The sequence below is a fragment of the Streptomyces yangpuensis genome, from assembly GCF_024666385.1.
Classification (GTDB): Bacteria; Actinomycetota; Actinomycetes; order Streptomycetales; family Streptomycetaceae; genus Streptomyces; species Streptomyces yangpuensis.
On record NZ_CP102514.1, the window covers coordinates 1,196,458 to 1,221,564 of the forward strand.

The window sequence follows — 25,107 nt, forward strand, 5'->3', positions numbered from 1 at the left end:
ACGGGCGCCCGCTCCCCCGGAGCGGGCGCCTCCGTTCGGATCCGGCCAAACTCGGATCCGCGCCGCCGGCCACAGCTCCCCCTCCCATCCGTGAAGTCGCTTGTGCGCGAGGGTGGTTGGCCGTGACCGACCGAGTCCGACAGCCGTGCTCCAGCCCGTGTCAGGAGGCTGACGCCAATCGGTGATGACGGGAGGACGGGTCGCATACGAAGATGGCCGCATGTCAGAGACCCTCCACACCGGCAGCGCCCCCCGGCTGCCCCGCCAGGTGGCCGACGATTACGTCGACGGCCTCATCGCCCTCGATCCGATCACCGGCACCTACCTGGGTGTAGCCGAGAGCTCCGCCAAGCTCCCCGACTTCTCCCCGGCGGGCCGCGCGGCCGTCGCCGGCCTCGCCCGTGAGACCCTCGCCCGTCTCGACGCCGCCGAGGCGCTCCCCGGTGCCGACATCGACGCCGAACGGCGCTGCGGCCGTCTGCTCCGCGAGCGGCTCACCGCCGAACTCGCGGTCCACGAGGCCGACGAGGACCTGCGCGCGGTCAGCAACATCCACAGCCCCGTGCACTCGGTCCGCGAGGTCTTCTCCCTGACTCCGGCCGACACCGACGAGGACTGGGCGGCGATCGCCGAGCGGCTGCGCGCCGTCCCGGCCGCCTTCGCCGGCTACCGCGAGAGCCTCGAACTCGGCCTGGAGCGCGGCCTGTACGGCGGCCCGCGCGCCACCGAGACCATGATCGGCCAGCTGACCACCTGGGCCGGCCAGGACGGCACCGCCCCGGCCTTCTTCGAGGACTTCGCCTCCGGCGGCCCCGAGGCCCTGCGCACCGAGCTGGACGCGGCGGCCGCCGGCGCGACCTCCGCCGTCGTCGAACTGCGCGACTGGATGACCGCGGTGTACGCCCCCGCGGTCGAGGGCCGGCCCGACACCGTGGGCCGCGAGCGCTACGCCCGCTGGTCACGGTACTTCAACGGCACCGACCTCGACCTGGACGAGGCGTACGCCTACGGCTGGTCGGAGTACCACCGGCTGCTCGCCGAGATGAAGACCGAGGCGGCCAAGATCCTCCCGGGCGCCGGCCCCTGGGAGGCCCTGGCGCACCTGGACGAGCACGGCACCCACATCGAGGGTGTGGACGAGGTGCAGGCCTGGCTGCAGGGCCTGATGGACGAGGCCATCGAGAACCTCGACGGCACCCACTTCGAACTCGCCGAGCGCGTCCGCAAGGTGGAGTCCCGGATCGCCCCTCCGGGCGGCCCCGCGGCCCCGTACTACACCTCCCCGTCGGAGGACTTCTCCCGGCCGGGCCGCACCTGGCTGCCCACGATGGGGCAGACCCGCTTCCCGGTCTACGACCTGGTGTCCACCTGGTACCACGAGGGCGTTCCGGGCCACCACCTGCAGCTCGCGCAGTGGACGCACGTGGCCGACCAGCTCTCCCGCTACCAGGCCACCGTCGGCTGGGTCAGCGCCAACTGCGAGGGCTGGGCGCTCTACGCGGAGCGGCTGATGGACGAACTGGGTTACCTCAAGGACGCCGAGCAGCGTCTGGGCTACCTGGACTGCCAGATGATGCGCGCCGCGCGGGTCATCGTCGACATCGGCATGCACCTGGGCCTGGAGATCCCGGCGGACTCGCCGTTCCACCCGGGCGAGACGTGGACCGTGGACCTGGCGCAGGAGTTCTTCGGCCTGCACAGCGGCCGGCCGGCGGAGTTCGTGGAGAGCGAGCTGACCCGCTACCTGTCGATGCCGGGGCAGGCGATCGGATACAAGCTGGGCGAGCGCACCTGGCTGATGGGCCGGGACAACGCACGTGCGGCGCACGGCGAGTCCTTCGACCTGAAGGCCTGGCACATGGCGGCGCTGTCGCAGGGTTCGCTGGGGCTGGACGACCTGCTGGACGAGCTCTCGAAGCTCTGACGGCACCGCGGAGCCGTGGTGCCGTGATGTCGTGGCACCACGGCCGCACGTCGTATGCCGTACGTACGGGCCGCTCGTCTCCCCCGGGGGCGAGCGGCCCGTACGCGTGCGGCGGGCACGTCAGCAGCCGCAGTCGTCCGAGCCGGTCGGCGCGGTCAGCGGGTCGGCCTCGTCGCGCCGCCGGGTGCCCTGCCAGGTCTCGACCTCGAAGCCCTCGCGGATCCAGTACTCGATGCCGCCGAGCATCTCCTTGACCTGGAAGCCGAGTTCGGCCAGGGCGAGGGCGGAGCGGGCACCGCCGTTGCAGCCGGGGCCCCAGCAGTACGTCACCACCGGGACGTTCTTGTCCAGGAGCCGCTCGGCCTGCTCGGGTACGAGGGCGGTGGGCAGGTGGATCGCGCCGGGCACGTGCGCCTGGTCCCAGGAGGGCGTGGAACGGGAGTCGACGAGCTGGAAGCCCAGCTCGGCGCCCGAGGCGCGGTGGGCCCGGAAGGCGCTCGCGACGTCCGAGACGTCCGCGTGGAAGGCGAGGCTCGCGGCGAAGTAGGCGGCGGCCGCGGCCGGGGAGGCCGGGGGCACACGGAGCACGGGGTTGCCGGCGGCCGGGGCGGAGGAGGCGTTCTGCGGTGTCGTCATGGCCAGAAATCTATGATCCGTCGATCTTCACTGGAAGTCACTTTCCCCGGCGCATTCCTTGTCCTGCCGGGGAATCCCCTGCTAGACCTGCCTCATGACCGACTATTCCCCTGACGCCACGGACTGGCGGATCCTCGAAGCGCTCCAGCGGGACGGCCGCGCCAGCTTCACCGAGCTCGCCCGCTGCGTGTCCATGTCCGCGAGCGCCGTCACCGAGCGGGTCCGCCGGCTGGAGGAGGCCGGGGTGATCACCGGCTACACGGCCGTGGTGGACCCGGAGAAGCTCGGCAAGTCGATCCTCGCGCTGGTGCGGCTGCGCTACCCGCACGGCAACTACAAGCCGTTCCACGACTTCCTGGAGGCCGCTCCCGAGATCCTGGAGGCCCATCACGTCACGGGCGACGACTGCTTCGTCCTCAAGGTCGCGGCCCGCTCGATGCGGCACCTGGAGGAGGTCACCGGCCGGATCGCGGGACTCGGCTCGGTGACGACGAGCGTCGTCTACTCCTCGCCGCTGCCCCGCCGCCCGCTCAGTCCGTGAGCGCAGCCGTGCGGTGCCGCACGACGGAACCGCCGCGCTGCTTGACGATCTCCAGCTGGGCCTGGACCCGGGTCCGCAGGTCGGCGACGTGGCTGACGATGCCGACGCTGCGGTCCCGCTCGCGCAGGGAGTCCAGCACGTCGAGCACCTCGTCCAGCGCCTGGTCGTCGAGGCTGCCGAAGCCCTCGTCGATGAAGAGGGTGTCGAGGCGGGTGCCGCCCGCCTCGTCGGTGACCACGTCGGCGAGGCCCAGCGCGAGGGCGAGCGAGGCGAAGAAGGTCTCGCCGCCGGACAGGGTGGCGGTGTCCCGCTCGCTGCCGGTCCAGGCATCGACCACGTGCAGCCCGAGGCCGGAACGCCCGCGTCCGCTCGCTCGTGCGTCGGAGTGCACCAGGGTGTAGCGGCCGCCGGACATGCGCAGCAGCCGTACCGTCGCGGCCGCGGCCACCTGCTCCAGGCGGGCGGCCAGCACGTACGCCTCCAGCCGCATCCTGCGCTCGTTGTCGGCGGAGGTGCCCGCGGTCAGGCCGGCCAGCCGGGCCACCCGGTCGTAGGCCTCCCGCAACGGGCCGAGCGCGCGCAGTTCCTGCTCCATCTGCCGCGAGAGCCGGTCCAGCTCCGCGCAGCGGACCCGGGCCGCGTCACAGGCGGAGCCCGCCGTACGGAGCTTCGCCGCCGCCTGGGCCGCGTACGCCTCGGCGGCCTCCGGTGCGGCCGGGGGCAGCGCCGCCGCCTCGGCGGCGCCGGTCTCGCCGAGGCGGTCCGCGAGGAGTGCCTCCTCCGCCTGCCAGGCGTCCAGCCGGTGCTGGAGCGCGGTGCGTTCGTATTCCGGGAGGACGGCGTCGGCGGCGGCCTCGATCGTGTCGAAGCCGGCCTTGAAGGCGGCGTCGGCGAGCTGGTCGTCGGCCTCCTTCAGCCGGGCGGCGGCCGTCTCCGCCCGGCGCAGGGCGGTGGCGGCCCCGGCGACGATCCGGACCCGGTCCTCCAGGGTCCGGGCGCGGGCCGCGACGGTGGGCGCGTCCCGCCGTACGAGGGCGAGTTCGGCCTCCAGCGAGGCCTGTTCCCGGTCCAGGGCCTCACGGCGGGAGGCCCGGGCGGCGGCCCGGGTCTCGGCGTCGAGGCGGTCGGCGCTGCGCACGGAGTGCTCGCGCTCGGCCCGGGCGAGCTGCTCCCGGGCGGCGTGCAGGCCGGCGGCCGCGGCGTGGGCGGCGGCGTGCCGGGCACTCAGGTCGGCGGTCAGGGCAAGGAGTTCGTCGGTCGTGGCGTCCCCGGCGGCGGACGCGGCCTCGGCGCGGGCCTCCCGGGCGGCGGCGAGGCCGCGCTCGACGGCCGCCCGGGCCTGGTCGGCCCGTTCGAAGGCGGCGTGGGCGGCGCCCTCCGCGGCCCGGTCCACATGGCCGGGGGCCGGGCGGGCCGGAGCCGGGTGGTCCGCCGATCCGCACACGGTGCAGGCTTCCCCGGCCACCAGCGCCTCGGCGAGTTCGGCGGCGATGCCGCGCAGCCGGGCCTCCTTGAGCTCCAGCCAGCGTTCGCGCGCGGCGGCCGACTCCTCGCGCAGGTCGAGCAGTTCGCGCTCGGCGCGCTCGGCGTCGGCGGCGAACTCGTCGCGCCGGCGGGCGGCGTTGAGGTTCATCCGGGCCGGCTCCAGCCGGCCCGCGAGCTGCTCGGCCAGGGTGGCGGCCTGCTGGGCGGCGTCCACCCGCTCCTGCAGGGCGCTGCGGGTCTCCTCCCAGCGCTCCAGCCACTCGGCGGACTCCTGGCGCTGCTCCTCGGCGGCGCGGGACTCCCGTTCCAGGTCGGCGCGTTCGCGGCCGATCTCGGCGCTGCGCTGCTCGGTGCGGTGGGCGGCGCCGAGCGCGCCCAGCTCCTCGCGCAGCCGCTGCTCGACGGTGGCCAGCTGTTCGGCGCCGGCCTCCCGCAGCGGGGGCGGCAGCTCCGCGCGCGCCGTCGTCTCGGCGTGGGCCGCGGCGAGGTGGGCCGAGCCGGCCGCGCCGCGCAGTTCCAGGGCGGGCGCCACCAGGGCTCCCCGCCGGGCCCCGTCCAGCAGGCCGCGTACCCGCTCGCGCTCGGGCTCCGCCTCGGCGAGCAGGGCGGCCCGGCGGGTGGTCTCCGCGTGCCGGCGCTGGAGCCGGTCGAGCTCCCGCGCGTCCTCGGCGGCCCGCCGGGCGGCGGCGTACCGGCTCTCGACCGCGGCCAGCGCGTATGCGGCGACGTCCAGCCGTTCCCGCGCCGAGCACCGGGCGACGGCCGCCCAGGCCCGGACCGCCCCGGCGAGCCCGGGGTCTCCCGGCTGGTGCCCGGGCAGCGGCCAGGCCCGCAGGTCCGCGCTGTCGCCGGCGGCCTGGGCGAGCCGCTGCGCGGTGTGGAGTACCTTCTCGTCGCCGGCCCGGACCCTGGCCTCGGCGGCCCGCCGCCGTTCCCCGAGGAGGGTCTCGACGGCGGCGAAGCGGCGGGTGTCGAAGAGCCGGCCGAGGAGCCGGCCGCGGGCCGCCTCGTCGGCGCGCAGGAACCGCGCGAACTCCCCCTGGGGCAGCAGCACGACCTGGCAGAACTGCTCGCGGCTCATGCCGAGCAGCTGCTCGATCTCCTCGCCGATCTCCTGGTGGGAGCGGCTGAGCGGCTCCCAGCCCTCGCCGGTGTGCTCGCGCAGCCGGCTCTGCGCCTTGTCCTTGGTGGTGCCCGTCCCCCGCTTCTTCGGTCGCTCCTGTTCGGGGCGTCGGGTGATCTCCAGACGGCGGCCGCCCGCGGTGAGTTCGAGGGTGACCTCGGTCGGGGTGCCGGCGGCGGCGTGATCGCTGCGCAGGGTGGTGCCGGGGGCCTGGCGGGCGCCGGGCACGGAGCCGTAGAGGGCGTAGCAGACGGCGTCGAGGACGGAGGTCTTGCCCGCACCGGTGGGGCCGTGCAGCAGGAAGATGCCGGCCCCGGAGAGTGCGTCGAAGTCGATCTTCTGGGGTTCGGCGAAGGGGCCGAAGGCGGTCACGGCCAGCCGGTGGAGCCTCATCGGTGGTTCTCCCGGACGCTGTCGTCGGCGCGTACCTCGTCGAAGGCGCCCTGGAGGACGGCCCGTTCGGCCTCGTCCGGGAGGCCGCCGCCGCGTACATGGGCGACGAAGTCCTCGGCGATCTGCTGGTCGGTCCGGCCGCGCAGCCGCTGGGCGTAGGAGGCGCCGGTCTCCTCCCGGCGGCCCTCGGGGTCGAAGGCCAGGGTGAGGGTGTACGGGAAGCGGGTGGCGAGGCGGGCCATGGGGTCGTCGGGGCGGACCGGGTCGGTGAGGGTGGCCTCCACCCACGCGTCCTCGTGCACGGCGTGGGCGGGGTCCGAGAGCAGGTCGTCGAGGCGACCGCGCAGCCTGGCGAGGGCGCGGGGTACGGGGGTGTCGATGCGCTCGGCGGTGACGATCTCTCCCCGCGCGCCGAGTTCGATCAGCCACATGGTCTTGCGGTGGTCGGCTTCGGAGAAGGAGTAGGCGAGCGGGGAACCGGAGTAGCGGACCCGTTCGTTGATCGTCTGGCAGCCGTGGAGGTGGCCGAGGGCGGCGTAGTCCACTCCGTCGAAGACGGAGGCGGGGACCGCCTCCACGCCGCCGACGCTGATGTCGCGTTCGCTGTCGCTGGCCTGCCCGCCGGTGACGAAGGCATGGGCCAGGACGACGGAGCGGGTGCCGGGCGGGCGGGTGGCGAGGTCGGCCCGGATCCGGTCCATGGCCGCGCCCAGGACCGCTTCGTGGCTGACCCGCTGCGTGCTGAACTGGTCCTTGACCAGGGCGGGCTCCAGGTACGGCAGCCCGTACAGCGCCACGTCACCGTGTACGTCGGCCAGTACGACGGGGTCGGCGCAGCCGGCCGGATCGGTCCGCAGGTGGATCCCGGCGCGGCCGATCAGCCCGGCCCCGACGCCGAGCCGGCGGGCGGAGTCGTGGTTGCCGGAGATCATGACGGTGGGCACCCGGAGCTCGGCGAGCCGGTGCAGGGCCCGGTCGTACAGCTCGACGGCGGGCAGCGGGGGCACGGCACGGTCGTAGACGTCGCCGGCGACGAGGACGGCGTCGACCTCGTGCGCGCGGACCGTCTCGACGAGATGGTCGACGAAGGCGGCCTGGGCACCGAGCAGGTTCACGCGGTGGAAGGCGCGGCCGAGGTGCCAGTCGGAGGTGTGCAGGAACTTCACTCGCCGGCCCCGCCGCACATGCCGTCTCCCCCTGGTCGTCTCCCGCTCGCTGAACCCCACTACGCTAACCCGTCCCCGGGGGCGCTCAGGGCGCGTACGTCTCCCCGCCCAGGGTGAGACCGGCCGTGCCGGCCGTGCTGTCGGCGAGCCAGGCCTCGAAGGCGGGCAGGTCCGCCTCCGGGAGGGCGACCTCGATCTCCACGGCGGCCCCGTAGCGCAGGTCCACCACGGTCCGCCCGGTGGAGCGCAGGTCGTTCTGCGTCTTGCCGGCCCGCTGGTGGTCGACGGTGACGGTGGCGAGCCGGTAGCGCCGCCGGGTGACGGTGCCGAGTTCGTCGAGTGCCTCGCCGACGACGCCTCCGTAGGCCCGGATCAGCCCGCCGGCGCCGAGCTTCACGCCGCCGTAGTAGCGGGTGACCACGGCGACCGCGTAGCGGACGTCGCGGCGCATGAGCATCTGCAGCATGGGCACCCCGGCGGTGCCGCCGGGCTCCCCGTCGTCGCTGGCCTTCTGGACGGCGGCGTCGGCGCCGATGACGTAGGCGTAGCAGTTGTGCGTGGCGGTGGGGTGCTCCTTGCGGATGCGCGCGATGAATTCCTGCGCCTCTTGCTCGGTCGCGGCGGGCGCGAGTGAGCACAGGAAGCGCGAGCGGTTGATCTCCGACTCGTGCACGCCCTCACGGGCCACCGTCACATACTGGTCTGCCTTCACCGCTCCACCCTAAGCCGTACCGCAGAAAGCCCCGGCGCTCCCGGACGCCGCGGGAATCGGCGGTGCGGCTGTGCGGTTGATGCGGCTGAACAGCACTTGACGACGGCAGTCAGCAGCAGGAGGCGGCACGCGTGTACGGCGATCCGGCAACCATTCGCAAGATCCTCACCGAGCTCGGCGACACCTGGGCCGTGGTGGGCCTCTCGAACAACCGGGACCGGGCGGCCTACGGGGTGGCCCGGGTGCTCCAGCAGTACGGCAAGCGCGTGGTCCCCGTGCACCCGAAGGCCGAGACCGTGCACGGCGAGCCCGGTTTCGCCTCGCTGGAGGAGATCCCGTTCAAGGTGGACGTGGTGGACGTCTTCGTGAACAGCGAGCTGGCCGGCACGGTCGCCGACCAGGCGGCCGCCGTCGGCGCCGAGGCCGTGTGGTTCCAGCTCGGCGTGATCGACGAGGCCGCCTACGACCGGACCCGGGAGGCCGGGCTGACGATGGTCATGGACCGCTGCCCGGCGATCGAGATCCCCGCCCTCTAGGGGTGTCCGACCCTGATCCGCCGGACACCCCCTGGCCCTCCGCCGCCGTCGCACCGCCGTGCGTGTGGGCGGTGGCGGCCGCGGGGACCGGCGCGGACACCGGGGGGACGGACACCGCGAGGGTCATCTCCATCGGTTCGGTGCCCTCGTTGCGGTAGGAGTGCGGGAGGTTGGCCTCGAAGGCGGCCGCGGCCCCGGCGGGGACGCGGAACCGGTCCTCGCCGACCACCAGCGTCAGCTCCCCCGCCGTGACGTGCAGCATCTCGATCGTGCCGGAGGGGTGCGGGACGGAGTCCGTGCCCTCCCCCGGCACCAGGTGCCAGGTCCACAGCTCCATCGGCCCGCGCTCGTCGGTGCCGATCAGCATGGTCGTCGAACTGCCCGCCTCGCTCGACCAGATCCGTACCACCTGGTCCGGCGGGACCACCCGGACCTGTGGGCCGCGGTCGTAGTCGAGGAGCGCGGAGATGCTGACGCCCAGCGCGTCGGCCAGTCTGACCGTCGTACCCACGCTGGGGTTCGTACGGGCCTGCTCGATCTGGATGATCATCCCCCGGCTCACGCCGGCGCGGGCCGCCAGCGCGTCCAGCGTGAAGCCGCGCTCCCCACGCCACCTCTTGAGGTTCCGGGCGAGCGCCTGGGTGAGCTGTTCGAGATCCGACACCATTCCGTCCAATATTCTGGATGACGCAGTCCAACAGGGTGCACTAACGTGTTCCGTATCCGATGCTGCACTCCGACGTTCACCGCACTGTACTGCGAGGCCCCCGATGACCGCCTTCTTCGCCCTGGCCACAGCTGTGCTGTGGGGCCTCGCCGACTTCGGCGGCGGCCTGCTGACGCGCCGGATTCCGGCTCTCACGGTGGTCGTCGTCTCGCAGATCGTCGCCGTCGTCGTGCTCGGCGCCGTGGTCCTCGGCACCGGCGCCTGGCACGAGGCCGGTCCGCAGCTGTGGTTCGCGGTCGCCGCCGGTCTGGTGGGACCGGTCGCCATGCTCAGCTTCTACAAGGCACTGGCTCTCGGCCCGATGGGCGTGGTCTCCCCGCTCGGCTCCCTCGGCGTGGTCGTCCCCGTCGGTGCCGGGCTGATCCTGGGTGAGCGGCCCGGCCCCGGCCAGTTCGCCGGCATCGCCGTGGCCGTCGTCGGCATCGTCCTCGCGGGCGGCCCCGAGCTGCGCGGCGCCCCCGTCCAGCGGCAGGCCGTGGTCCTCACCCTGGTCGCGGCCTTCGGCTTCGGCGCGGTGATGGCCCTGATCGCCGAGGCCTCGACCACCGTCACCGGACTCTTCCTCGCCCTGTTCGTCCAGCGGGTCACCAACGTCGCCGTCGGCGGCGCCGCGCTGTGGGCGCAGACCCGGCGCGGGGTCCGCGCCCTGCCGGAGGGCACCGGGCCGCGGATCCTGTGGGGGCTGCTGCCCGCCCTGGCCTTCGTCGGCCTGGCGGACGTCGCGGCGAACGGCACGTACTCCGTCGCCGCCCAGAACGGCCCGGTCACCATGGCGGCCGTGGTGTCCTCGCTCTACCCGGTGATCACCGCGCTCGCCGCCTTCGCCGTCCTCAAGGAACGGCTGCGCACCGTCCAGGCGGCGGGCGCCGGCCTGGCCCTCGCCGGAACGGTCCTGCTGGCCGCGGGCTGAACGGCGCGGCGGGCGCTACTTGTCGGCCTCCGCGAGCCCGGCCTCCGCCAGTTCGCCCTCCGCCAGTTCGACCTCTGCCAGTTCGGCCTCGGTGAGCTCGGCCAGCCCCCGCAGCTGCTCCGACGTCATGCCGTCCGGGATCGGCACGGGCGCCGGGGTCCGCAGCGGCGGCTGCCATCCCGCCTCCGGAGTCCAGCGCCGTACGATGCGCGCCGGCGCCCCCGCCACCACGGCGTGGTCGGGCACCTCGCCCCGTACGACGGAACCCGCGGCCACCACCACGTTGCGGCCCAGCCGTGCGCCCGGCAGGATCACCGCACCCGTGCCGAGCCAGCATCCGGGGCCGATCTCCACCGGCGCGCTGCGCGGCCACTGGCGGCCGATGGGCTCGTGCGGGTCGTCGTAGCTGTGGTTCGTGGACGTGATGTACACACCGGGACCGCAGAAGGTGTTCGAACCGATCTCGATGCGGGCGTCGGCGATGACGTGGCTGTCCCGCCCGATGACGACCCCGTCGCCGAGCACCAGCATCGGCTCCGCGCCCAGGTCGAGGCCGGGCATCATGCCGGCGGTGAGGGTGACCTGCTCGCCGATGATGCAGTGCCCGCCGAGCCGGATCCACCGCTCGCCGAAGACGGTCCCCTGCGGGAAGGCGAGCCGGGTGCCGTCCCCGATCGCGCCGAACCGCAGCCGGCCCGGCGTCTGCGCGGTCACCGCGCCGGCCTGCTGCATCCAGCGCCAGCCGGTGTGGACCACGCGGCTCGCCAGCCTGCGGCGCAGGACCGCCACAGATGAGAACGTGTTCTGTTTCTTCGGCACCCGGCCACGGTAATGCGCCGGGCCCCGGTCGTCCGGACGACGATCCTGTGATCTTCACCCCATCGCGGGCACGGGGGCCCGCGTGCCCTACGGTGCTGTTGGCGCGGCGACGATGGCAGACAGACCACTGACGACAGAGGAACAGACATGACGCACCAGGCGGCCCGGGCCGCGGCACTCGTGGCGGGTGTCGGCGGAAAGCACCCGGACATCGACCCCACGGCCTTCACCGCTCCCACCTCGGTGGTGATCGGGGATGTCACCCTCGCCGCCGGCGCCGGCGTCTGGTATTCGGCGGTGCTTCGCGCCGACTGCGGCCCGATCACGCTCGGCGCCGACAGCAACGTGCAGGACAACTGCACGCTCCACACGGATCCGGGCTTCCCCGTCTCCATCGGCGAGCGCGTCTCCATCGGCCACAACGCCGTCGTGCACGGCTGCACCGTGGAGGACGACTGCCTGATCGGCATGGGCGCCACCGTCCTGAACGGCGCGGTGATCGGCGCCGGTTCCCTGGTCGCCGCGCAGGCGCTGGTCCCTCAGGGCATGGTCGTCCCGCCCGGCTCGCTCGTGGCCGGCGTCCCCGCGAAGGTGCGCCGCGAGCTGACCGACGAGGAGCGCGAGGGCATCAAGGTCAACGCCCTGATGTACGTGGAGCTGGCCAAACAGCACCGCGCCGCGGTCACCCCCGAGGGCTAGAAGTACCGCGCCGCCCGGGAAGCCGTCCCGCCGGAACCCGGGCGCGCCACCGTCACTCGGCGACGGTGGCGCGGGCGGCCGGCTGCGCGGGGATGTCCGCTTCGGCCGTGGCCGCCGTGCCGGCGGCTTCGGCCGCCTTCTTCATCCGGCTGCGCACCACCAGGGTCACGACGAGGCCGAACGCCACCGCGAGGCCCAGGGCCAGCCAGGAGAACCGCTTCAGCCAGGGCTCCGCGACGATGCCGACGGAGTAGATGACGGCGGTGGTCCCGCCCGCCCAGAGGATCCCGCCGAGGACGTTGGCGACGAGGAAGCGCCAGTACGGCATGTGCAGCACGCCGGCCAGCGGCCCGGCGAAGATCCGCAGCAGGGCCACGAACCGGCCGAAGAACACGGCCCACATGCCCCACTTCTCGAAGGAGCGTTCCGCCAGCGCGACCTGCTGGGGCCCGAAGTGCTTCGGGAAGCGCCGGCCCAGCCGCTCCAGCAGCGGCTTGCCGCCCCTGCGCCCGATGGCGTAGCCGATGGAGTCGCCGACGATCGCACCGGTGATGGCGCACAGCCCCAGGACGACGGGGTCGACCTCCCCGTGCTGGGAGGCCAGAAGTGCGGAGCTGACCAGGATGATCTCGCCGGGCAGCGGGATGCCGAGGCTCTCCAGGCCGATGACCAGACCCACCAGGAGGTAGATGCTGACCGCCGGAATCGTCTCCAGCCATTCCTGGATGTGCACCGGTGCGTCCTCCCGAATCGTCCCCGGCGCGCCCCCTGTGGCACGCCGAACGGGCAGCCTATCGGCTCTCCAGCACGACCTTTGACCTCAGCGGCAGCTCGCGCGAGGAACGGCCCGCGAACACCTCGCGGCGGCCGTGGCCCAGCACCCAGGCGTGTTTCTCCGGGTCCCAGGACGACAGCGTCCGGGTGTCGATGTCGACGGTGACGCGCTGCGCCGTGCCCGGCGCCAGGGTGATCCGCCGGTAGCCGGCGAGCGCCCGCACCGGCTGGTCGAGCCGGAGCTCCGCGGAGGGGCCCACGTACACCTGGGCCACGTCGGTGCCCTTGCGCCGGCCGGTGTTGCGCACGGTGAACTCCACGCGCAGCCCGCCGCGCTGCGGCCGGACCGTGAGCTTCTCGTACTGCCAGGTCGTGTACGACAGGCCGTGCCCGAAGGGGAAGAGCGGGGTCTCCCGCTGGGCGTCGTACCAGCGGTGGCCCACGTGGACGCCCTCGGAGTACTCCTGCCGGCCGCCCACCCCCGGGTAGCGCGAGCGGCCCGCGCCGACCGGGGTCCTGCGTTCGTCGGCCGGGAAGGTCTGGGTGAGGCGGCCCCCGGGATCCACGTCGCCGAAGAGGACGTCGGCGGTGGCTCCGGCGCCTTCCTGCCCCGGGTAGTACATCTGGAGGACCGCTCCGGTGGGGGAGAGCCACGGCATCGTCGTACCGGAGGGGGTGTTCAGCACGACGGTCGTACGGGGGTTCGCGGCGGCCACGGCCTCGATCAGCCGCTCCTGCCCGCCGGGGAGGGCCAGGGAGGTCCGGTCCCGGCCCTCGGTGGAGTCCTCGTAGGCGAACAGGATCACGCTGCGGGCCGCCTTCGCGGTCCGCACCGCCTCGGCGAGGTCCGCCGCCCGGATCGCCCCGGTGATGTGGCGCAGCCGCAGGCGCTGTCCCTTGTTCCCGCCGTCGGCCGTCACGGCGAGCCGGTGGGTGCCCGCCGCGAGGGCGAGCGTGTGGCGGCGGACGGCCATGCCGTCGGGGGCGGAGCCGAGCAGTCCGCCCTCGTGGTGCTCGGCCGTGCCCGGCCGGACGGGGAAGAGTTCCGCCCCGTCGAGACGTACGCCGGGCCGCTCCCCGGTGTAGTGGACCAGGAGGGTCCACTCGTCGTCCGCCGCGAGGCGGAACTCCCCCTCGTACGTCCAGGTGCGTCCCGGTCCGACCTCCCGGTCCTCCAGGTCCGCGGCCGGGGTCAGCAGCTTCGCCGGGAGCGGCCGCCCGTACAGGTCCTCGCCGAGGGCGTGGCGCACGGCCGCGCCCTTCCCGGCCCGCCGCCGGATGGCGGTGAGCGGGGCGGTCGCACTGTCGGGGACCACGTGCGAGCTGCCCCCGCCGCCGGTGAACGGCACCTGGGCGGTGGGTCCGATCACCGCGATCGAGCGGGCCGCCGCCCCGGTCAGCGGCAGCGTGCCGCGCTCGTTGCGCAGCAGCACCGCCCCGGCGGTGGCCACCTTGCGGGCGACCCGGGCGCCGGCCGCGGCGTCGCGCGGGGGCCGGGCGGGCTGCCGCGCGGCCAGCAGCCCGAAGCGGTCCATGGTGGTCAGGATCCGGTGCACGGCCTGGTCCACGGCGGCCTCCGGTACGGAGCCGCCGCGCACGGCCTCGCGCAGCGGCCCGCCGAAGTGGGTGCCGTCGGGCATCTCCATGTCGAGGCCGGCCCGGACGGCGGCGACGGTGCCGTGGGCGGCGCCCCGGTCGGAGACCACCCAGCCGTCGAACCCCCAGTTCCCGCGGAGCAGTTCGTCGAGCAGCGGTCCGCTCTCGCAGGCGTGGACGCCGTTGATCTTGCGGGAGGCGCCCATCACGGCGCCCGCGCCGGCGGTCACGGCGGCCTCGAAGCCCCGTAGCTCGGTCTCACGCAGGGTCTGTTCGCCGACGGTCACGTCGACGGTGTCGCGGCCCGCTTCCTGATGGTGCAGGGCGAAGTGCTTGACGGTGGCGATGAGTCCCTCGTCCTGGATGCCGCGGACCAGTTCGCCGACCAGGTCCGCGGTCAGGCGCGGGTCCTCGGCGAAGGTCTCGAAGTTCCGGCCGGCGTAGGGGGTTCGGATGAGGTTGGCCATGGGGGCCAGTACGACGTCCTGGCCGAGGGCGCGGCCCTCGCGGCCGATGACGCGTCCGTACTCGCGCGCCAGCGCCGGGTCGAAGGCGGAGGCGAGGAGCACCGGCGCGGGGAGGGCGGTGGCGGGCCGGTCGACCCGTACCCCGGCGGGCCCGTCGGCGAGGCGCAGGGCCGGGATGCCCAGTCGCGGTACGCCGGGTACGTAGCCGGTCTGGCCGCGGGAGGCGGGGTCGGGGGCCCCGTGCAGGAGGGCGGTCTTCTCTTCGAGGGTGAGCCGCTGCACGAGCGCGTCGATGCGGGCGGCTCCGCCCGTACCGGTGCCGGTCCCGCTCCCGGCGGCGGGTGCGCCCGGTGCGCCGGGCGCGGGCCCGCGCGGGACGGCGCCGGGCGGCGGGACGGCGGGGACGCAGCCGGCGGCTCCGAGGGCTCCCGCCGCCGTGCCCGCGGCCGCGATCAGCCGCATCGCCGAACGTCTGGACACGTCCTGGCTCATGGCTGCTCCCTGCGACGCGGTCGGCGGGAGCGGCCCGCGCCGGACCGCTCCCCGGGCCACTGTGCGCCGCGGGTGCGCGGGCCCGGCCGAGACGCGCCACCGGGGGCGCCCAGGTTCAGCCCTCCGGCAGGGGCGGCCGGCTGTCGGTGGTGCGCCGCGGCTCGTCCTGGCTCTGGACGCGGGCCTCGGTGCGGTGTCCGCGCGCGATGTAGTCCCGTACGACGGCCTCCACCGCGTCCTGCGGGGAGCCGACCCCGGCGAGCACCATCACCTCCACCACGAGTTCGGCGTCGAGGCTGATGTTGACCTTGGCCACGGGTACCCCCTCCATCGTCGTGCGAGGACTCTAGACCGTCCGGGCGGGCTCGCGCGGTCCGACGGCGCGGCCCGCGCACCGGGAGACGGAACGTGCCCGCCGCCCCATGGGGCGGCGGGCACGTTCCGGGCCGGGCGTCAGGGCGTCAGGCGTTGGGGCGCAGCGTCCAGACGACGGTCATCTCGCCGGTCACGGCCTCGTCCTCGCGCTGGATGGCGATGGTGACCGGGAACTCGGGGCGGCCGCCCGCGTCGAGTTCGGCCACGACCTCGGCGGCCGGGCGGCCGAGGGTGGCGGTGGCGGTGACGACGCCCTTGGCGAGCTTCTTGTAGCCGATCTCGGCCTTCACGGCGAGGGGCACGGCCCGGGAGAGCTGGTCGCCGAAGGCGGCCAGGACGATCGCGCCGCTCGCGGACTCGGCGAGGGTGAACATGGCGCCGGCGTGCGGGCCGCCGACGTGGTTGTGGTAGTCGGGCTGGTCCGGGAGCCGGACGACCGCGCGCTCGGGGGTGGTCTCCAGGAACTGGAGGTTGAGGGTCCGGGCCATGGGCACGGTCGCGGCGAGCAGTTCGCCCACGTTCATCTGATCTGCGCTCATGGACCGCGATGTTACCCACGAGTAGACAGGATTGGCCAGAGCTCTTCAGGGGGCGGCCGTGGCTCCTCCGGACCGCTCCCACTATCGTTACCGGCCATGTGGCCAGGACAGCAGCAGCCGCCCGGGGGCGAGCAGAACCCCCAGGACGCGCATCAGAACCCGTACGCGCAGCCGCCGGGACAGCCGGCTCAGCCGAACCCGTACCAGCAGCAGGCGGGTTACGGATACCCGCAGCAGCCCGGCTACCCCCAGCAGCCGGGCTACCAGCAGCCGGGCGCCCCGGGCCAGCCCTGGAGCCAGCCCCAGGCGCCACAGGCGCCCCAGCAGCCCCAGCCCTCCGGCGGGAGCCCCTATTCGACCAGAACCGTGGCCATCGTCGCGGCCGCCGCGGTCGTCGTGGCGGCCGCCGCGACCGGCGCGTACGTCCTGACCCGGGACGACAAGAACACCGAGGCCGACGGCAAGCCGCCGGCCGCGAGCCCCTCCGCCCCGGTCGAGGCGCCCGCCCCGGCGGGCAGCAGCGCGAACCCGCGGGCCGGCGGCGCCATGCAGCCAGTCGTCCCGGGCTGGAAGGTCGTCGTCAACACGAAGTACAACGTGGCCTACGACGTCCCCCCGGAGTGGAACGTCAACGACCCCGGCGTCTCCCTCTTCTACGACGACGAGGTCAAGAACGACGGCAAGCCGGTCATCACGATGTCCGGCACCGCCACCCTCAAGCAGGAGTGGTGCACGGTCGACAAGGACGCCGACGGCAACCTCGAGAAGTTCTCGATCGCGGACGCCGGCGTCAAGGGGGCCCAGGGCGCCAAGGACACCGCGCAGGCCGCGACCGACAACACCGGCACGTGGGTGTGGGCGGGCTTCGCGCAGAAGGAGCCCAAGGGAACGGTCAAGGTGACCGAGCCCAAGGAGTTCACGACCTCCTCCGGGATCAAGGGCCACATGGTCGTCGCGACCGCGCCGAACGTGAAGAAGGAGCACAAGTGCTCCACCGACGGCAAGGCGGTCGGCTTCGCCTTCCGGAACGCCGCGGGTGACTTCGCCAGCTTCGCCCTGGTCTCCGCGGCCGGTGTGAAGGAAGAGGTCTCGACGGAGATCTCCGACAAGATCCTCGGCTCGATCCGGCTCGCCACCGGATGATCTCCGGCTGAACCCGTCCCGCCCCGGACCGGTATTCCGTTTGGATTCTGGGCCCGGGGCGGGGATAGTCCGGGGGTGAGTTCTCCCCCCGGCACACCGCCCCGCACGCCCGCGCCCCGCACCCGCCCCGCCCGGCCGGAGTGGGCCGGCCGCAACTACACCCTGCTCACGGGTGCGGCGGTGGTCACCAACCTCGGCAGTCACGGGGCGCTCATCGCCTCCGCCTTCGCCGTGATGGAGGCCGGCGGTTCGGGCGGCGACGTGGGCCTGGTCGCGGCCGCCCGCACCCTGCCGCTCGTCCTCTTTCTCCTCGTCGGCGGCGCGGTGGCCGACCGGCTGCCGCGCCACCGCGTGATGGTCGCGGCGAACGCCCTGAACTGCGTCTCGCAGGCCGTCTTCGCGCTGCTCGTCCTCACCGGCGACCCGCAGCTGTGGCAGATGATGCTGCTGACGGCGCTGTGCGGCACCGGTACGGCCTTCTTCAACCCGGCGGCCGAGGGCATGCTGCTCTCCACGGTCTCCGGCGAACACGCCAACCGCGCCTTCGCCCTCTTCCGCATGGCGATGAACGGCGCCGGCATCGGTGGTGCGGCCCTCGGCGGCGCGATGATCGCCGCGATGGGCCCGGGGTGGGTGCTGGCCGTGGACGCCGCGGCGTTCGCGATCGCCGGGGCACTGCGTGCCTTCCTCGATGTCGGTTCCTCGCCCGACCGGGCTCCCGGCGGTGGCCTGCTGGCCGACCTGCGGGAGGGCTGGGTGGAGTTCCACACCCGGCCCTGGCTGTGGAGCATCGTGCTGCAGTTCTCCGTCGTGGTCGCCGTCGTCGGCGCCGCGGAGGCGGTCTACGGTCCGCTGGTCGCCCGGGACCGACTGGGCGGGCCGGCGCCCTGGGGCCTGGCCCTCGCCCTGTTCGGGGTCGGCACCATCGCCGGGGCCGTCCTGATGATGGTGTGGAAGCCCCGGCGGCTGCTGCTGGTCGGCACTCTGTGCGTGTTCCCGCTGGCGCTCCCGTCGGCCGGGCTGGCCGTGCCGCTGCCGGTGTGGGGGCTGTGCGCGGTGATGTTCGTCAGCGGGGCCGCGATCGAGGTCTTCGGCGTGAACTGGATGACGACGATGCACCAGGAGATCCCCGAGGAGAAGTTCTCCCGGGTCTCCGCCTACGACTGGTTCGGCTCGGTCTCGATGCTCCCGTTGGCCACCGCCCTGGCCGGGCCGGTCGAATCGGCCTTCGGCCGCACCGAGGCCCTGTGGGGCTGCGCGAGCCTGGTCGTCCTGGTCACGGCCCTGGTCCTGCTGGTCCCGGACGTGCGGCGCATGACGCGCCGGCCGTCCGTCCACAGGACCGGAGGCCCCGCCGCCGACAAGGACGCCGACACGGACGCGGACCCGAACGGGGACACGGACGCCGGCGCCCCCGCCACCGCCCCCGCCGCCCCGTCCGGCCTCACCCCAGGCTGAACGCACCCTCCGGCGGAGCCGGTGAGGGAGCCGCGTCCGCGTCGGTGACGGGCGCCGCGCCCCTGACGAAGCGGGCCAGGCCGTCGCCGTACTCCACCCGGGCGGGAAAGGCGTCGGAGGCGCACCGCCGGGCCAGGGCGCGCACCTCCAGGGGCGCGTCGGAGGCGAGCAGCACGGCGTTGCCGAAGCGCCGCCCGCGCAGCACCGCCGGTTCGGCGACGAGCGCGAGTTCCGCGAAGGCGGTGGCGAAGTTGGCCAGCTGCGTCCGCAGGAAGCCGAAGGGCGCCCCGTCCGCCAGGTTCGCCGCGTACAGCCCGCCGGGCCGCAGCACCCGTGCCGCCTCCCGCGCGTACTCCAGCGAGGTCAGCTGGGCGGGGACCCGCGAACCGCCGAACACGTCGGCCACGACCACGTCGGCGCTTCCCGTCGGCGCCGCCTCCAGCCAGGCCCGGGCGTCGGCGGTGTGCAGGGTGATCCCGGACCCGTCCGGCAGCGGCAGGTGCTCGGTGACCAGTTCGACCAGGCCGGCGTCGAACTCCACCACCGACTGCCGGGATCCGGGCCGGGTGGCCGCGGCGTAGCGGGGCAGGGTGAGCGCGCCGCCGCCCAGGTGCAGGAGGTCCAGTGGGAGCCCCGGCTCCGCCGCGCAGTCCAGGACGTGCGCGAGGCGGCGTACGTACTCGAACTCCAGGTGCTGCGGATCGTCCAGGTCCACATAGGACTGGGGTGCCCCGTCGACGGTCAGCAGCCAGGCCCGTTCCCCGTCGACGTCCGGCATCAGCTTGGCGGTGCCCTGGCCCACGTCCCGTATCACCGGGATCCGTTCGTCGCTCACGGCTCCATTGTCCGGCAGGCCCCGGGACACCGGAGCGGGGGCCTCAGGCCTTCCCGTCCGACCAGACGGCCGCCGCGTCGGCGGCGTGCTCCGCGGCCTGCGCCAGGCCGGCGCGGGCCGCCGGGTCCCGCCGGCCCGGGTCCAGGAGGTTGCGCCCGAAGGCCTTGCGGGCGGTGGCCGACGGGGTGATGAGCAGCACCTTCGCCCCCGCCTCGCGCAACCGGGCCGCCTGCGCGGCCGGGGCGGGGACGAGCCCCGAGCCGAGTGCGATCGGGGCGATGATCACCACGCGCGCGTGGCCGGCGGCGAGGTCGGCGTTGGCGGCGGAGCGGACGCCCCCGTCGATGAAACGGCGTGCGCCGACCGTGACCGGGGGCCATACTCCGGGCACGGCGCAGCTCGCCGCAACGGCGTCGACCAGTCCGCTGCCGCTCTCCCGGTCGAAGGCCTCGAGCTCACCGCTGAGCGCGTCCACCGCGGTGACCACGAGCCGCCGCTCGGGCCATTCGTGTGAGACCAGCCGGGCCGCCAGCACCTTGCGGCGCTCCGCTTCGGGGCCGGTGTCCGCGACCAGGGCCATCGCGCCCACCCGCCGGCGGTAGGCGGCCGCGTCGCGGCGCGAGCGCGCCATCGCCAGCGCGTACCGGGCGATGACGCCCGCTCCCAGCTTCGCGACGGCCTCCCCCGAGGCGTCGCCGAGCTGGCGTTCGTACAGCTCCTGGGGGCTGAGCCGGCCGGAGGTGAGCTGGGCGCCGACCACCGAGCCGGCCGAGGTGCCGACGACCAGGTCCGCGGTGGTGAGGTCCACGCCCGCGCGGGCGAGCCCGTAGAGGATGCCGCACTCCCAGCCGATGCCGGTCAGTCCGCCGCCGCCGAGCACCAGTGCCGTGTCGCCGCTCATCTCCGCCCGCCCCCTCCGTCGCGTCCGCCGTGTCCGCGCGTGCCTGTGGTGACGGCAGTCTGGCGCAGCCTTCCTGCCGTCACCACAGCGGGATCACGATCGGGCGGGTCAGCCCAGGACGGCCGTCACCGTCCCGGCGCCGACGGTCCGGCCGCCCTCACGGATGGCGAAGCCGAGCCCCGCCTCCAGCGGGACGTCCCGGCCGAGCTCGACGGTCATCGTGACCGTCTCGCCGGGCCGGGCGACACCCGCGACTCCCAGGTCCACGTCCCCCACCACGTCGGCGGTGCGGATGTAGAACTGCGGCCGGTAGCCGCTGGCCACCGGGGTCGTACGGCCGCCCTCGCGTCCGGAGAGCACGTACACCCGCGCGGTGAAGCGCCGCCTGGGCGTCACGCTGCCGGGGGCGGCCACCACGTGCCCGCGGCGCACGCCGTCGCGCGGGACGCCGCGCAGCAGCAGCGCGACGTTGTCCCCGGCCTCGGCGGACTCCATCGGCCTCCCGAAGGTCTCCAGGCCGGTGACGACCGTCTCGAGCGGCTCGCCGTCGCCGCCCAGGACGGTGACGCGGTCGCCCGGGCGTACGCCGCCGCGCTCGACGGCGCCGGTCACGACCGTCCCGCGGCCGGTGATCGTCAGCACGTTCTCGACGGGCAGCAGGAACGGCGCCTGCGTGTACCGCACGGGTGTCGGCACGTAGGTGTCCACGGCGTCCAGCAGTGCCTCGATCGCCCCGGTCCACCGCGGGTCGCCCTCCAGCGCCCCGAGCCCGGAGACCCGTACGACGGGTGCGGTGTCACCGCCGTAGCCGTGCGCGGTGAGCAGCTCGCGGACCTCCAGCTCGACCAGGTCGGTCAGCTCGGGGTCCCCGGCGTCGGCCTTGTTGAGCGCGACCACGATGTGGTCGACGCCGACCTGGCGGGCGAGGAGCACGTGCTCGGCGGTTTGTGGCATGACCCCGTCGAGCGCGGAGACGACGAGGATCGCGCCGTCGAGCTGCGCGGCTCCCGTGACCATGTTCTTGATGTAGTCCGCGTGACCGGGCATGTCGACGTGGGCGTAGTGACGGGTGTCGGTCTCGTACTCGACGTGCGTGAGGTTGATGGTGATGCCGCGGCGGGCCTCCTCGGGGGCCCGGTCGATGCGGTCGAAGGGCACGAAGGAGGCGCCCCCGCGCCCGGCGAGGACCTTGGTGATGGCGGCGGTGAGGGTGGTCTTGCCGTGGTCGACGTGGCCCATGGTGCCGATGTTGAGGTGCGGCTTGGTCCGCACGAAGGCCGTCTTGGCCATGATCTCTTCCCGTTTGCTCGAAGCGTGGACGGGACCCCTGAACCGAGCCGACCCTCCCCCTGCGGGGTCCGCCGGACGATCCGGGAAGGGTCAGCTTCGTGCGCCGTCGAATGCGGCGAAGACGGGTGCGGCGACGACGGGTGCGTCCGCGCATTCGGCAGCCTTCGGCGCGCCCGCGACTGCGGATGGCGCTGCGGGGAAGGCGTACCGGGACATGCCACTGATCCTGCCGGACCCTCCCGCGCCCGTCGAACGATTTATCGGGCGAACCGGCGGGCGTTCAGAGGTTCTTGAGCGCTTCGCGCACGGACAGCGGGGACAGGGCGTCGCGTTCGGCGTCGACGAAGGCGCGCACCGCGTCGGGGTCCGTCCTGGCGTACTCGCGCAGGGCCCAGCCGATGGCTTTGCGAAGGAAGAAGTCCGGGTCGCCGGCCCGGCGGCGGCAGTGGGCGAAGAGCCGTCCGGTGTCGGTGGAGTCCTTGCGGCCGAGCTGGTGGAGGAGGGCGGCGCGGGCGAGCCACAGGTCCTCGCTCTCGATCCACTCGTCCATCACGGGGGCCAGCCGGTCCGGGTCGGCGGCCACCAGCGGGCCGACCGTGTGCGCGGCGAGCAGGTCGACGGTGTCCCACCAGGGGACGGTGGTGATCAGGTGCCGGACGACCGGGAGGATGCCGGAGGAGCACCGGGCGACGTGGCGGCGCAGGTGGTCCACGGCGAAGTAGTGGTACTCCCGCTCCGGGAGCCGCCAGCAGCGCAGCGCGAGCGCCACGCAGTCCGTCTCCGACGGCCGGGAAGTGTTCTTCGTCACTGTCTTCGACAGGTCCCGGCGCAGTGGTGCGGGGATGCCGAGGAAGGGTGCGACGTGTTTCATGTACGCGGCCATGGCGTCGGCGCGCACCGGGTCGGCCGCGGCCGGGTAGGTCCCGGTGAGCCGCTCCAGCAGGGTGTCCGCGAGGTCACTGCGGGGAACCCTGGGAGGTCCTCCGTCGTTCGACAGCATGAGGCCCAGATTACGGCGCGATGCCGCACACCTCGGCTAGTCTCCCGGGATGTCCCTCCTCCTCACGCCGTGGACCCGGCTGGCGCTGCTCGTCGTGCTGCTCGCGGCGGCAGGCGCGTGTGTGCTGGTCTACGAACCCCAGCGGATCCTCTCGGAGGGCTGGCCCCCCGGTCTCCCGGTGGGCACGGCCGTTGTGTTGTTCGCAGCCGTGTACGGCGTGTGCTCGGCCGCGTTCGTGCCGCGCCCGCTGCTCAACCTGGCCGCGGGAGCCGTCTTCGGCACGCAGTTCGGCCTCGTCGCGGCGGTCGGAGGCACCGTGCTGGGTGCGGGCATCGCCTTCGGGCTGGGCCGGGTCATGGGTCAGGAGGCTTTGCGTCCGTTCCTGCGCGGACGTCTGCTGGAGGCGGCCGACGGGCAGCTCAGCCGGCACGGATTCCGCTCGATGCTGGCGGTGCGGCTGTTCCCCGGGGTGCCCTTCGTGGTGGCCAACTACGGCGCCGCGGTGTCCCGCTGCGGCTGGGCGCCGTTCCTGCTCGCGACGGCACTCGGCGTGGTCCCGAACACCACGGCGTACGTGATCGCGGGGGCCAGCGCGTCCTCCCCCGGGTCCCCCGCCTTCCTCGTCTCGTTCGGCTTCATCGTGGTCTCTGTGGTGGCCGCGGGAGTCGTCGGCTGGCGCAAAAGGCACCGTCTGGCAGCCCCTCGGAACGACGGTCCGGCGTACGAACTGACGCCGCAGCACCCCCCTGTGGTCAGCGGCGCTTCACACGGGCCCTAGCATCGGGGGCGAACTGCCCGACGATCACAAGGACGAGCGCACCCCGACATGAGCTGGTTCGAATCCCTAATCCTCGGTCTCGTCCAGGGGCTTACGGAGTTCCTCCCGATCTCCTCCAGCGCCCACCTGCGGCTGACCGCGGCATTCGCCGGCTGGCACGACCCAGGAGCGGCCTTCACGGCCATCACCCAGATCGGCACCGAGGCCGCCGTGCTGATCTACTTCCGCAAGGACATCGCACGGATCGTCTCCACCTGGTTCCGGTCCCTGTACACCAAGGCCCTGCGCTCCGAACAGGACGCGAAGATGGGCTGGCTGGTGATCGTCGGATCGCTCCCGATCGGCGTCCTCGGCCTCGTCTTCAAGGACGCGATCGTCGGTCCGGCCCGCGACCTGCGGCTGACGGCCACGACCCTGATCGTGATGGGCATCGTGCTGGGCGTCGCCGACCGGCTGGCCGCGCGCGACGAGGAGGGCGGCCGGCACCGGGCGATCCGTGAGCGCAAGACGCTCCAGCAGCTGGGCGTCAAGGACGGCCTGATCTTCGGCTTCTGCCAGGCGATGGCGCTGATCCCGGGTGTCTCCCGGTCCGGCGCGACGATCTCCGGCGGTCTGCTGCTGGGCTTCACCCGCGAGGCGGCGGCCCGATACTCCTTCCTCCTGGCCATCCCGGCGGTGCTGGCCTCGGGCGCCTTCGAGATCAAGGACGTGATGGAGGACCCGGGCCACATCTCCTGGGGTCCCACGATCTTCGCGACGGTCATCGCCTTCTTCGTGGGTTACGCCGTGATCGCGTGGTTCATGAAGTTCATCACCACCAAGAGCTTCATGCCGTTCGTGATCTACCGGATCCTGCTGGGCATCCTGCTGTTCGTGCTGATCGGCATGGGCGTGCTGAGCCCGCACGCCGGCGAGTCCGGCTCGTAGCGGGGTCCGCACCACCACTTCGCGTGAATCGGAGGCCGCCCGGGAACGTTCCCGGGCGGCCTCCGCGTCGTTGTTGACGAAGAGAGCGCAGGGCAAGGAGCAGGGGGTGTCCCATGGGTCGCGTGGTACTGGAGCGTTTTCCGGCCGGAAGTCCGCGGGGAAGCTGGCCCGCCGAGGAGTACGCGGCGCAGCGGATGCGCGAGGGCGTGCCGGCCGAGGTGGTCATGGATCTCGCCAGCGACGCGTTCCTCGTCGTGGTCCGGCAGCGGGAGGCGCGTTCCGGTCACTGACGGACCGCGCGGAGATCCTGTCGGCGCACGCCCCTTGGCCTCGCGCCCGCGCAGCCCCACACTGACCCGATGACTCAGCGTGTGGATCTCGCGACGGTGATGGACCGGCTGGCGATCGACGACGTGGTCACGGGCTACGCGATGGCCGTCGACGACGGCGACTGGGCCGCCTACCGGGCCCTGTTCACGACCGGCGGGCGGGCCGACTACCGCTCGGCGGGCGGGATCGAGGGTCCGGTGGCGCAGGTCGCGGACTGGCTCGCGGAGACCATGAAGCTCTTCCCCGTGCGTCAGCACCTGATCGTCAACCGGCTGATCCGGCTGGAGGACGTCGCCGGGGCACCCGGGGACGGCGCCGAGGTCCGGGCCGACTTCCTGAACCCGATGCGGCTGGCGGGGCCGGAGGACGACGGCACGGTCACCTCGCCCGATTTCGTGGCCGCCGGGCGCTACACCTTCGCCCTGGCGCGCACCCGGGACGGCTGGCGGCTCACCCGGGTCACCGTGCACGAGAAGTGGCGGCACATGACCGCGTGAGCCGGTCCGGCCCGGGCCGGACGCGCGGCCCGGA

At 73.9% G+C, this 25,107-nt stretch carries 24 protein-coding genes and 1 pseudogene; 11 read left to right on the forward strand and 14 right to left on the reverse strand.

Annotation, left to right across the window (positions count from 1 at the left end):
* Positions 1-220 precede the first annotated feature (220 nt).
* The gene (locus tag NRK68_RS05505; RefSeq protein WP_183069005.1) at positions 221-1,924 is read left to right on the forward strand and encodes a DUF885 domain-containing protein; all 1,704 of its coding nucleotides are present in this window, start codon (positions 221-223) and stop codon (positions 1,922-1,924) included.
* Positions 1,925-2,044: 120 nt separating this feature from the next.
* On the opposite strand, the gene NRK68_RS05510 is transcribed toward NRK68_RS05505, so the two are convergent.
* Entirely contained in the window at positions 2,045-2,560 is a 516-nt protein-coding gene (locus NRK68_RS05510; protein ID WP_183069004.1) for a rhodanese-like domain-containing protein, read from the reverse strand.
* A 94-nt stretch (positions 2,561-2,654) separates the two neighbouring features.
* On the opposite strand from NRK68_RS05510, the gene NRK68_RS05515 reads away from it, so the two are divergent.
* Complete coding sequence (locus tag NRK68_RS05515) at positions 2,655-3,101, forward strand: Lrp/AsnC family transcriptional regulator (protein ID WP_183069003.1); 447 nt, start codon at positions 2,655-2,657, stop codon at positions 3,099-3,101.
* Here NRK68_RS05515 and NRK68_RS05520 read toward each other — a convergent pair.
* The 3 genes from NRK68_RS05520 to NRK68_RS05530 all read right to left on the reverse strand — a co-directional run bounded on the left by NRK68_RS05520 (position 3,091) and on the right by NRK68_RS05530 (position 7,980).
* Complete coding sequence (locus NRK68_RS05520; RefSeq protein WP_257855226.1) at positions 3,091-6,102, reverse strand: AAA family ATPase; 3,012 nt, start codon at positions 6,100-6,102, stop codon at positions 3,091-3,093. The genes NRK68_RS05515 and NRK68_RS05520 overlap by 11 nt on opposite strands.
* Positions 6,099-7,268, reverse strand: a complete 1,170-nt coding sequence (locus NRK68_RS05525) for an exonuclease SbcCD subunit D (protein WP_257855228.1) — start codon at positions 7,266-7,268, stop codon at positions 6,099-6,101. Before NRK68_RS05525 ends, NRK68_RS05520 begins: the two co-directional genes overlap by 4 nt.
* A gap of 85 nt (positions 7,269-7,353) precedes the next feature.
* Complete coding sequence (locus tag NRK68_RS05530) at positions 7,354-7,980, reverse strand: YigZ family protein (protein ID WP_183069000.1); 627 nt, start codon at positions 7,978-7,980, stop codon at positions 7,354-7,356.
* 131 nt (positions 7,981-8,111) lie between these two features.
* On the opposite strand from NRK68_RS05530, the gene NRK68_RS05535 reads away from it, so the two are divergent.
* Entirely contained in the window at positions 8,112-8,516 is a 405-nt protein-coding gene (locus tag NRK68_RS05535) for a CoA-binding protein (protein WP_183068999.1), read from the forward strand.
* A gap of 97 nt (positions 8,517-8,613) precedes the next feature.
* On the opposite strand, the pseudogene NRK68_RS05540 reads toward NRK68_RS05535, so the two are convergent.
* A pseudogene (locus NRK68_RS05540) lies at positions 8,614-9,180 on the reverse strand (helix-turn-helix domain-containing protein); the annotation flags it as partial.
* Positions 9,181-9,286: 106 nt separating this feature from the next.
* Here NRK68_RS05540 and NRK68_RS05545 point away from each other — a divergent pair.
* Positions 9,287-10,153 carry a DMT family transporter gene (locus NRK68_RS05545; RefSeq protein ID WP_183068998.1) on the forward strand — a complete coding sequence of 289 codons (867 nt, stop codon included), beginning with the start codon at positions 9,287-9,289 and terminating at the stop codon, positions 10,151-10,153.
* A 15-nt stretch (positions 10,154-10,168) separates the two neighbouring features.
* On the opposite strand, the gene NRK68_RS05550 is transcribed toward NRK68_RS05545, so the two are convergent.
* The gene (locus NRK68_RS05550) at positions 10,169-10,972 is read right to left on the reverse strand and encodes an acyltransferase (protein ID WP_257855229.1); all 804 of its coding nucleotides are present in this window, start codon (positions 10,970-10,972) and stop codon (positions 10,169-10,171) included.
* A gap of 147 nt (positions 10,973-11,119) precedes the next feature.
* On the opposite strand from NRK68_RS05550, the gene NRK68_RS05555 reads away from it, so the two are divergent.
* Entirely contained in the window at positions 11,120-11,671 is a 552-nt protein-coding gene (locus NRK68_RS05555) for a gamma carbonic anhydrase family protein (RefSeq protein ID WP_183068996.1), read from the forward strand.
* 52 nt (positions 11,672-11,723) lie between these two features.
* Here the strand turns inward: NRK68_RS05555 and NRK68_RS05560 are convergent, their stop codons facing one another.
* The 4 genes from NRK68_RS05560 to NRK68_RS05575 form a co-directional block, all read right to left on the reverse strand.
* Positions 11,724-12,404 carry a DedA family protein gene (locus NRK68_RS05560; RefSeq protein WP_183068995.1) on the reverse strand — a complete coding sequence of 227 codons (681 nt, stop codon included), beginning with the start codon at positions 12,402-12,404 and terminating at the stop codon, positions 11,724-11,726.
* A gap of 58 nt (positions 12,405-12,462) precedes the next feature.
* On the reverse strand, positions 12,463-15,000 hold the full coding sequence (locus NRK68_RS05565; protein WP_257855230.1) for a beta-glucosidase family protein: 2,538 nt from the start codon (positions 14,998-15,000) through the stop codon (positions 12,463-12,465).
* A gap of 115 nt (positions 15,001-15,115) precedes the next feature.
* Positions 15,116-15,316 (reverse strand): type II toxin-antitoxin system VapB family antitoxin, encoded by a 201-nt coding sequence (locus NRK68_RS05570; RefSeq protein ID WP_183068993.1) that lies wholly within the window; start codon positions 15,314-15,316, stop codon positions 15,116-15,118.
* 145 nt (positions 15,317-15,461) lie between these two features.
* Entirely contained in the window at positions 15,462-15,914 is a 453-nt protein-coding gene (locus NRK68_RS05575) for a DUF4442 domain-containing protein (protein WP_189973593.1), read from the reverse strand.
* Between the two features lie 96 nt (positions 15,915-16,010).
* Here NRK68_RS05575 and NRK68_RS05580 point away from each other — a divergent pair, with 96 nt between their 5' ends.
* The gene (locus NRK68_RS05580) at positions 16,011-17,057 is read left to right on the forward strand and encodes a DUF8017 domain-containing protein (protein WP_183068929.1); all 1,047 of its coding nucleotides are present in this window, start codon (positions 16,011-16,013) and stop codon (positions 17,055-17,057) included.
* Positions 17,058-17,132: 75 nt separating this feature from the next.
* Positions 17,133-18,515 (forward strand): MFS transporter, encoded by a 1,383-nt coding sequence (locus tag NRK68_RS05585; RefSeq protein WP_257855232.1) that lies wholly within the window; start codon positions 17,133-17,135, stop codon positions 18,513-18,515.
* Here NRK68_RS05585 and NRK68_RS05590 read toward each other — a convergent pair.
* The 4 genes from NRK68_RS05590 to NRK68_RS05605 form a co-directional block, all read right to left on the reverse strand.
* Positions 18,502-19,293, reverse strand: a complete 792-nt coding sequence (locus NRK68_RS05590) for a spermidine synthase (protein WP_257857780.1) — start codon at positions 19,291-19,293, stop codon at positions 18,502-18,504. The two genes, NRK68_RS05585 and NRK68_RS05590, sit on opposite strands and share 14 nt — an antisense overlap.
* 100 nt (positions 19,294-19,393) lie before the next feature.
* Positions 19,394-20,251: a patatin-like phospholipase family protein gene (locus NRK68_RS05595; RefSeq protein ID WP_257855233.1), complete on the reverse strand. Its 858-nt coding sequence runs from the start codon at positions 20,249-20,251 to the stop codon at positions 19,394-19,396.
* Between the two features lie 108 nt (positions 20,252-20,359).
* Positions 20,360-21,541 (reverse strand): elongation factor Tu, encoded by a 1,182-nt coding sequence (gene tuf / locus NRK68_RS05600; protein WP_183068926.1) that lies wholly within the window; start codon positions 21,539-21,541, stop codon positions 20,360-20,362.
* A 280-nt stretch (positions 21,542-21,821) separates the two neighbouring features.
* Positions 21,822-22,541 (reverse strand): DNA alkylation repair protein, encoded by a 720-nt coding sequence (locus NRK68_RS05605; RefSeq protein ID WP_257855234.1) that lies wholly within the window; start codon positions 22,539-22,541, stop codon positions 21,822-21,824.
* Positions 22,542-22,590: 49 nt separating this feature from the next.
* Between NRK68_RS05605 and NRK68_RS05610 the strand changes: the two genes are divergently transcribed.
* The 4 genes from NRK68_RS05610 (at position 22,591) to NRK68_RS05625 (ending at position 25,073) form a co-directional block, all read left to right on the forward strand.
* Entirely contained in the window at positions 22,591-23,319 is a 729-nt protein-coding gene (locus NRK68_RS05610) for a TVP38/TMEM64 family protein (protein WP_183068924.1), read from the forward strand.
* Positions 23,320-23,367: 48 nt separating this feature from the next.
* Positions 23,368-24,246, forward strand: a complete 879-nt coding sequence (locus NRK68_RS05615; protein WP_046780752.1) for an undecaprenyl-diphosphate phosphatase — start codon at positions 23,368-23,370, stop codon at positions 24,244-24,246.
* 113 nt (positions 24,247-24,359) lie between these two features.
* The gene (locus NRK68_RS05620) at positions 24,360-24,536 is read left to right on the forward strand and encodes a DUF8839 family protein (protein WP_106967693.1); all 177 of its coding nucleotides are present in this window, start codon (positions 24,360-24,362) and stop codon (positions 24,534-24,536) included.
* Between the two features lie 69 nt (positions 24,537-24,605).
* Positions 24,606-25,073 (forward strand): nuclear transport factor 2 family protein, encoded by a 468-nt coding sequence (locus NRK68_RS05625; protein WP_257855238.1) that lies wholly within the window; start codon positions 24,606-24,608, stop codon positions 25,071-25,073.
* Positions 25,074-25,107: the final 34 nt, after the last annotated feature.